Origin of the sequence: Ochrobactrum sp. MYb379 (genome assembly GCF_037479515.1) — a bacterium.
GTDB lineage: Bacteria > Pseudomonadota > Alphaproteobacteria > Rhizobiales > Rhizobiaceae > Brucella.
The window spans coordinates 796,918-804,090 of sequence record NZ_JBBGYW010000001.1 but is presented as its reverse complement, the minus strand read 5'-3'; the positions used below and the strand labels follow the sequence as shown (position 1 = coordinate 804,090).

Below are 7,173 nucleotides of genomic sequence, written 5' to 3'. Positions count from 1 at the left end.
TCTGCAAGCCAGGTTCGGTTAAGCCACACACCAAGTTCAAGGCAGAAGCATACATTCTGACCAAGGACGAAGGTGGCCGTCATACACCATTCTTCACCAACTATCGTCCACAGTTTTACTTCCGTACAACTGACGTTACCGGTGTTGTTACCCTGCCAGAAGGCGTGGAAATGGTTATGCCAGGCGACAACGTAACTGTTGACGTAACGCTGATCGTACCGATTGCGATGGAAGACAAGCTTCGCTTCGCTATCCGTGAAGGTGGCCGTACCGTTGGTGCAGGCATCGTCGCTTCGATCATCGAGTAATTAGATTTGTACAGGAGCGTTTCTCCGGAAACGCTCCGCGTAACAAGGAACAGATCAAATGAACGGTCAAAACATCCGCATTCGCCTCAAGGCGTTTGATCATCGGATCCTTGACGCTTCGACGCGCGAAATCGTGTCGACTGCTAAGCGTACCGGTGCAAATGTACGCGGACCGATCCCACTTCCAACACGGATCGAAAAGTTCACAGTAAACCGGTCGCCGCACATCGATAAGAAGAGCCGCGAACAGTTCGAGATGCGCACGCACAAGCGTCTTCTCGATATCGTTGACCCAACCCCGCAGACTGTAGACGCGCTGATGAAGCTCGATCTGTCCGCCGGTGTTGATGTCGAGATCAAGCTTTAATCGGCTTGAGGACGGAAGGAACGAACCCGATGCGTTCAGGTGTTATTGCACAAAAGCTGGGCATGACCCGCGTCTATAACGACGCCGGTGAACATGTACCAGTAACAGTTCTCCGTATGGAAGACTGCCACGTGGTAGCTCAGCGTACAGTTGAAAAGAATGGTTACACGGCTGTTCAGCTTGGCGTTGGACTTGCCAAAGTAAAGAACACAACTAAGGCTCTGCGCGGTCACTTCGCGAAGGCTGAAGTTGAGCCTAAGGCGAAAGTTGCGGAATTCCGCGTTTCTCCTGATAATCTGCTCGAAGTCGGCGTGGAAATCACTGCCGAACATTTCGTCGCCGGCCAGAAGGTCGACGTGACGGGTACTTCGATCGGTAAGGGCTTTGCCGGTGTTATGAAGCGTCATAACTTTGCTGGTCATCGTGCATCGCACGGTAACTCAGTTACCCACCGCGCTCACGGCTCGACCGGTCAGCGTCAGGACCCAGGTAAAGTATTTAAAGGCAAGAAGATGGCCGGTCACATGGGTCAGACCCGTGTAACCACGCAGAATATCGAAGTTGTTTCGACAGACCTCGATCGCGGCCTTATCCTTGTTCGCGGTGCGGTTCCTGGTTCAAAGGGTGCATGGATCTACGTTCGCGACGCCGTAAAGGTATCGCTGCCAGATAATGCTCCCAAGCCAGCTGGTCTGCGCCAAGCAGCACAGGCCAAGGTAGAAGCTGCTGTAGTTTCTGAAACTGCAGCGACTGAGGGAGCCGAATAATGGATCTCACAATTACAACACTTGAAGGCAAGGATGCCGGCCAGGTCAAGCTGAACGAAGAAATCTTCGGTCTCGACCCACGCGACGACATTCTCCAGCGCGTCGTGCGCTGGCAGCTGGCTCGCCGCCAGCAGGGCTCTCATGATGCCAAGGGCCGTAGCGACATCAGCCGCACCGGTTCGAAGATGTACAAGCAGAAGGGTACGGGCCGCGCTCGTCACCATTCGGCACGTGCACCGCAGTTCCGCGGCGGCGGTCAGGCTCACGGACCAGTTGTTCGTAGCCACGATCACGATCTGCCAAAGAAGGTTCGCGCTCTCGGCTTGCGTCACGCTCTGTCTGCTAAGGCAAAGGCATCTGACCTGATTATCATCGATGATCTGGCAGCTTCCGAAGCTAAGACAAAGCAGCTTGTGTCGCAGTTCGCAAAGCTCGGTCTCGAAAATGCACTGCTCATCGGCGGCGCAGAAATCGACGTGAACTTCCAGCGCGCTGCTTCGAACATCCCGAACATCGATGTTCTGCCAGTACAGGGCATCAATGTTTACGACATTCTGCGTCGTGGCAAGCTCGTGCTTTCCAAGGCAGCTGTCGAAGCACTCGAGGAGCGTTTTAAATGACCGATCTTCGCCATTATGACGTGATCGTCAGCCCAGTCATCACCGAAAAGTCGACCCTTGTTTCTGAACATAACCAGGTCGTCTTTAACGTAGCTCGCAAAGCGACGAAGCCGGAAATCAAGGCTGCAATCGAAGCGCTTTTCGGCGTCAAGGTTAAGGCTGTAAACACCACTGTGCGCAAAGGCAAAGTGAAGCGGTTCCGCGGCATTGTCGGGCGCCAGAGCGATGTCAAGAAAGCGATCGTAACTTTGGCTGAAGGCCAGAGCATCGACGTTTCGACAGGTCTCTGAGAGGCCACGGAGTAAAGACAATGGCACTCAAGCACTTTAATCCGATCACGCCAAGCCAGCGTCAGCTGGTCATCGTGGACCGTTCGGAACTCTACAAGGGCAAGCCAGTCAAGTCATTGACTGAAGGTCTGTCCAAGAAGGGTGGCCGTAACAACACAGGTCGTATCACTGTTCGCTTTCAGGGCGGCGGTCACAAGCGTTCCTACCGTTTTGTAGACTTCAAGCGTCGTAAGCACGACGTTGTCGCTACGGTAGAACGTCTGGAATACGATCCAAACCGTACAGCGTTTATTGCGCTGATCCGCTACGAAGACGGTGAACTGAGCTACATCCTGGCTCCACAGCGTCTGACAGCTGGCGACAAGGTTATCGCCGGTCAGTCCGTTGACGTTAAGCCAGGCAACGCAATGCCACTTTCGTCGATGCCAGTTGGTACCATTATCCACAACGTGGAAATGAAGCCAGGCAAGGGCGGTCAGATTGCTCGTTCGGCAGGTGCATACGCACAGCTCGTCGGTCGCGATCAGGGCATGGCTATCCTGCGTCTGAACTCGGGCGAACAGCGTCTGGTTTCTGGTGCATGCTTTGCAACGGTTGGTGCAGTATCCAATCCAGAGCACAGCAACATCAATGACGGTAAGGCCGGTCGTTCGGTTTGGCGCGGTAAGCGTCCACACGTTCGCGGCGTTGCTATGAACCCAGTTGACCACCCGCATGGTGGTGGTGAAGGCCGTACTTCTGGTGGTCGTCACCCGGTTACCCCTTGGGGTAAGCCTACGAAGGGCAAAAAGACCCGTTCGAACAAGGCAACCGATAAGTTCATCATGCGTTCGCGTCATCAGCGCAAGAAGTAAGAAAGGTAGTCTAAAGTGGCTCGTTCAGTTTGGAAAGGTCCGTTTGTCGATGGCTATCTTCTCACGAAAGCTGAGAAGGTACGCGAGGGCGGTCGTAATGAAGTTATCAAGATGTGGAGCCGTCGCTCCACGATCTTGCCGCAGTTCGTTGGCCTGACCTTCGGTGTTTATAACGGCAACAAGCATGTGCCGGTATCAATCAACGAAGAAATGGTTGGACATAAGTTCGGTGAATTCGCGCCGACACGGACCTATTACGGTCACGGCGCGGACAAGAAGTCAAAGAGGAAGTAACAGATGGGCAAGGCCAAGGCTCCCCGCCAGCTTAAGGATAACGAGGCGAAAGCCGTCGCCCGTACGCTTCGCGTCAGCCCGCAGAAGCTTAATCTTGTCGCGGCACTTATCCGCGGCAAGAAAGTGAATGCGGCACTTGCTGATCTCACTTTCTCGCGCAAGCGGATCGCTGAAACAGTGAAAAAGACGCTCGAATCGGCTATCGCCAACGCAGAGAATAATCATGATCTCGACGTTGACGCGCTGATCGTTGCAGAAGCTTATGTCGGCAAATCTATTGTCATGAAGCGTTTCCACGTTCGTGGACGTGGTAAGGCAAGCCGCATCGAAAAGCCGTTTTCGCATCTCACCATTGTTGTCCGCGAAGTTGCGGAAAAAGGGGAGGCCGCATAATGGGCCAGAAGATTAATCCGATCGGTTTTCGCCTCGGCATCAACCGCACCTGGGATTCGCGTTGGTACGCGAATACCGGCGAATACGGTAAGCTGCTGCACGAAGACGTTAAGATCCGTGAGTATCTTAAGAGCGAACTCAAGCAGGCTGCGATTTCTAAAATCGTAATCGAGCGCCCACACAAGAAGTGCCGCGTGACTATTCACGCTGCTCGTCCGGGCATCATCATCGGCAAGAAGGGCGCGGACATCGAAAAGCTCCGCAAGAAGCTTTCCGAAATGACGAATTCCGATACGTCGCTCAACATTGTTGAAGTTCGTAAGCCGGAAATCGACGCTACGCTGATCGCTCAGTCGATCGCACAGCAGCTCGAACGCCGTGTGGCATTCCGTCGCGCCATGAAGCGTTCCGTTCAGTCGGCAATGCGTCTCGGTGCCGAAGGAATTCGTATCAACTGCTCCGGTCGTTTGGGCGGCGCTGAAATCGCACGTATGGAATGGTATCGCGAAGGTCGCGTTCCTCTTCACACGCTGCGCGCCGATATCGACTACGGTACGGCTGAAGCGAAGACTGCTTACGGCATCTGCGGCGTAAAGGTCTGGGTATTCAAGGGCGAAATCCTTGAGCATGACCCAATGGCTTCTGAGCGTCGTGCGGTTGAGGGTGACAATCAGGGTTCCCATCAGAACCGCCGCCGCGAAAACGCTTAAAAAGCGGGCCGCCGGCGAGAAAATTGGAGTAAAGAACAATGATGCAGCCTAAGCGCACCAAGTTCCGTAAGCAGTTCAAGGGCCGTATCCACGGCAACTCGAAGGGCGGTACGGATCTTAATTTCGGTGCATTCGGTTTGAAGGCAGTAGAGCCTGACCGCGTCACAGCACGACAGATCGAAGCGGCCCGCCGCGCGATCACCCGTCACATGAAACGTGCCGGTCGTGTATGGATCCGAATCTTCCCGGATCTACCAGTAACATCGAAGCCAACCGAAGTCCGTATGGGTAAAGGTAAGGGTTCCGTTGACTACTGGGCAGCACGTGTTGCACCAGGTCGTATAATGTTTGAGCTTGACGGCGTACCCGAAGATGTGGCACGCGAAGCCTTGAGACTCGGCGCTGCAAAGTTGTCGGTCAAGACGCGCTTCATTCAGCGCATCGCAGAGTAAGAGGGCAGTCATGAAAGCCGCAGACGTTCGGGCGAAAAGCCTCGATCAGATTAATGATGAGTTGGGTTCCCTGAAGAAAGAGCAGTTCAACCTGCGCTTTCAGAAGGCAACCGGCCAGCTCGAAAAAACCGCGCGCGTGAAGCAAGTTCGTCGCGACATTGCGCGTATCAAGACCATCGCCCGCCAGAAGGCGGCCGAAAGCAAGGCATAAGGAACAAGTATAATGCCTAAACGCGTTCTGCAGGGCGTTGTCGTCAGCGACAAGAATGATAAGACTGTTGTAGTTAAGGTTGAGCGCCGCTATTCGCATCCGCTTCTCCAGAAGACTATTCGTCAGTCGAAGAAATACAAAGCGCATGACGAAAACAACCAGTTCAAGATTGGTGATCAGGTTTCTATTGAAGAATCCAAGCCAATTTCGAAGGACAAATGCTGGGTCGTTCTTTCGAACGTAACAGCAGGCTAAATTACAAACACGCAGCTTAGGTAGGGCAGGAGCCCTTAACCAGCTGAAGGAAAAAAAGGCGGCCAGTCATGATTCAGATGCAAACAAACCTCGACGTGGCGGATAACTCCGGCGCACGTCGTGTCATGTGCATCAAGGTGCTGGGCGGTTCCAAGCGGCGTTATGCTTCCGTGGGAGACATCATTGTGGTGTCGATCAAGGAAGCAATTCCGCGCGGCCGCGTCAAAAAAGGCGATGTGATGAAGGCAGTGGTCGTACGGACCGCTAAGGACATCCGTCGCGCAGACGGCAGCGTTATTCGTTTCGATAACAACGCAGCTGTTCTCATCGATAACAAGAAAGAGCCTATCGGTACGCGTATCTTCGGACCGGTTCCACGCGAACTTCGCGCTAAGAACCACATGAAGATTATCTCGTTGGCTCCGGAAGTTCTGTAAGGAAGCAAGACGATGCAAAAGATTCGCAAAGGCGACAGCGTTGTCGTGCTGTCCGGTAAGGACAAAGGCCGTAAGGGCGAAGTTCTCCAGGTTATGCCTAAGGACGACAAAGCGCTTGTTCGCGGTATTAATACTGTAAAGCGTCACCAGCGCCAGACACAGACTCAGGAAGCCGGCATTATCACTAAAGAAGCGCCGATTCATTTGTCTAACCTGGCAATTGCTGATCCTAAAGACGGCAAGCCAACTCGCGTTGGTTTCCGTATTGAAGATGGCAAGAAGGTCCGCGTTGCAAAGCGTTCGGGAGCGGTTATCTGATGGCTGAAGTTAAGGAACTTCCACGCTTCAAGAAGATTTACAACGAAACAATTCGTAAGTCTCTCCTTGAAGAATTCAAGTACGACAATGAGATGCAGATTCCACGCATCACCAAAGTTGTCCTGAACATGGGTGTAGGCGAAGCAACTGGCGACTCAAAGAAGCCATCTGTTGCTGCAGCAGATCTGGCCTTGATTGCCGGTCAAAAGGCTGTCATTACTCGCGCCCGTAATTCGATCGCAACTTTCAAGTTGCGTGAAGACATGCCAATCGGTACGAAGGTTACTCTTCGTGCAGATCGCATGTACGAATTCCTTGATCGCCTGATCACGATTGCGCTTCCGCGCGTTCGAGATTTCCGTGGTCTGAATCCGAAGAGCTTTGACGGTCGTGGCAACTTTGCCATGGGTGTTAAGGAACACATCGTGTTTCCAGAAATCAACTACGATAAAGTTGATCAGATCTGGGGCATGGACATCATCGTTTGCACGACCGCTAAGACGGATGATGAAGCCCGCGCTCTTCTGCGCGCCTTCAACTTCCCATTCCGGCAGTAACGGCAAGCGTAGCGAGGTATAATAATATGGCCAAGACTAGCGCAGTCGAAAACAATAAGCGCCGCGAAAAGTTGGTTAAGCGTCATGCTGACAAGCGTGCACGTCTGAAGGCGATCGTAATGGATCAGAGCCTTCCGTTGGATGAGCGTTTTCGCGCTACTATCCAGCTCGCCGAACTGCCGCGCAATTCCGCTAAGGTCCGTATTCGCAACCGTTGCGAAGTTTCGGGTCGCCCGCGTGGTTATTACCGTAAACTGAAGATGTCGCGTATTGCGCTTCGTCAGTTGGGTTCGCTTGGACAGATTCCAGGCATAGTTAAGTCGAGCTGGTAAGGAGTAGC

The 7,173-nt window shown here is 53.3% G+C and carries 15 protein-coding genes and 1 pseudogene; all 16 read left to right on the top strand.

What is annotated here, in order from left to right; genetic code table 11:
• A pseudogene (gene tuf, locus WH356_RS04090) lies at positions 1-308 on the top strand (elongation factor Tu); the annotation flags it as partial.
• Between the two features lie 58 nt (positions 309-366).
• Complete coding sequence (gene rpsJ, locus WH356_RS04085; RefSeq protein ID WP_002964363.1) at positions 367-675, top strand: 30S ribosomal protein S10; 309 nt, start codon at positions 367-369, stop codon at positions 673-675.
• 29 nt (positions 676-704) lie between these two features.
• Positions 705-1,442 (top strand): 50S ribosomal protein L3, encoded by a 738-nt coding sequence (rplC, locus tag WH356_RS04080; protein ID WP_250040995.1) that lies wholly within the window; start codon positions 705-707, stop codon positions 1,440-1,442.
• Positions 1,442-2,062, top strand: coding sequence for a 50S ribosomal protein L4 (gene rplD, locus WH356_RS04075; RefSeq protein WP_250040993.1), 621 nt, complete (start codon positions 1,442-1,444; stop codon positions 2,060-2,062). The genes rplC and rplD overlap by 1 nt, the downstream gene beginning before the upstream one ends.
• Complete coding sequence (locus tag WH356_RS04070; RefSeq protein ID WP_007875343.1) at positions 2,059-2,352, top strand: 50S ribosomal protein L23; 294 nt, start codon at positions 2,059-2,061, stop codon at positions 2,350-2,352. The genes rplD and WH356_RS04070 overlap by 4 nt, the downstream gene beginning before the upstream one ends.
• A 20-nt stretch (positions 2,353-2,372) precedes the next feature.
• Positions 2,373-3,206 carry a 50S ribosomal protein L2 gene (rplB, locus tag WH356_RS04065; RefSeq protein WP_339508896.1) on the top strand — a complete coding sequence of 278 codons (834 nt, stop codon included), beginning with the start codon at positions 2,373-2,375 and terminating at the stop codon, positions 3,204-3,206.
• A 15-nt stretch (positions 3,207-3,221) separates the two neighbouring features.
• Complete coding sequence (rpsS, locus tag WH356_RS04060) at positions 3,222-3,500, top strand: 30S ribosomal protein S19 (RefSeq protein WP_339508895.1); 279 nt, start codon at positions 3,222-3,224, stop codon at positions 3,498-3,500.
• 3 nt (positions 3,501-3,503) lie between these two features.
• Positions 3,504-3,893, top strand: a complete 390-nt coding sequence (rplV, locus tag WH356_RS04055) for a 50S ribosomal protein L22 (protein ID WP_007875336.1) — start codon at positions 3,504-3,506, stop codon at positions 3,891-3,893.
• The gene (gene rpsC / locus WH356_RS04050; RefSeq protein ID WP_339508894.1) at positions 3,893-4,603 is read left to right on the top strand and encodes a 30S ribosomal protein S3; all 711 of its coding nucleotides are present in this window, start codon (positions 3,893-3,895) and stop codon (positions 4,601-4,603) included. The genes rplV and rpsC overlap by 1 nt, the downstream gene beginning before the upstream one ends.
• A gap of 38 nt (positions 4,604-4,641) precedes the next feature.
• Positions 4,642-5,055 (top strand): 50S ribosomal protein L16, encoded by a 414-nt coding sequence (gene rplP / locus WH356_RS04045; RefSeq protein ID WP_024897015.1) that lies wholly within the window; start codon positions 4,642-4,644, stop codon positions 5,053-5,055.
• A gap of 10 nt (positions 5,056-5,065) precedes the next feature.
• Positions 5,066-5,266: a 50S ribosomal protein L29 gene (rpmC, locus tag WH356_RS04040; RefSeq protein WP_187544594.1), complete on the top strand. Its 201-nt coding sequence runs from the start codon at positions 5,066-5,068 to the stop codon at positions 5,264-5,266.
• Positions 5,267-5,278: 12 nt separating this feature from the next.
• Entirely contained in the window at positions 5,279-5,521 is a 243-nt protein-coding gene (rpsQ, locus tag WH356_RS04035) for a 30S ribosomal protein S17 (RefSeq protein WP_250040987.1), read from the top strand.
• Between the two features lie 68 nt (positions 5,522-5,589).
• Positions 5,590-5,958: a 50S ribosomal protein L14 gene (gene rplN, locus WH356_RS04030; RefSeq protein WP_094504980.1), complete on the top strand. Its 369-nt coding sequence runs from the start codon at positions 5,590-5,592 to the stop codon at positions 5,956-5,958.
• A gap of 12 nt (positions 5,959-5,970) precedes the next feature.
• Positions 5,971-6,276, top strand: a complete 306-nt coding sequence (rplX, locus tag WH356_RS04025; protein WP_250040986.1) for a 50S ribosomal protein L24 — start codon at positions 5,971-5,973, stop codon at positions 6,274-6,276.
• On the top strand, positions 6,276-6,833 hold the full coding sequence (gene rplE / locus WH356_RS04020; protein ID WP_339508893.1) for a 50S ribosomal protein L5: 558 nt from the start codon (positions 6,276-6,278) through the stop codon (positions 6,831-6,833). The genes rplX and rplE overlap by 1 nt, the downstream gene beginning before the upstream one ends.
• A gap of 26 nt (positions 6,834-6,859) precedes the next feature.
• Positions 6,860-7,165, top strand: coding sequence for a 30S ribosomal protein S14 (gene rpsN, locus WH356_RS04015; protein ID WP_024897020.1), 306 nt, complete (start codon positions 6,860-6,862; stop codon positions 7,163-7,165).
• The last annotated feature ends 8 nt before the right edge of the window (positions 7,166-7,173 follow it).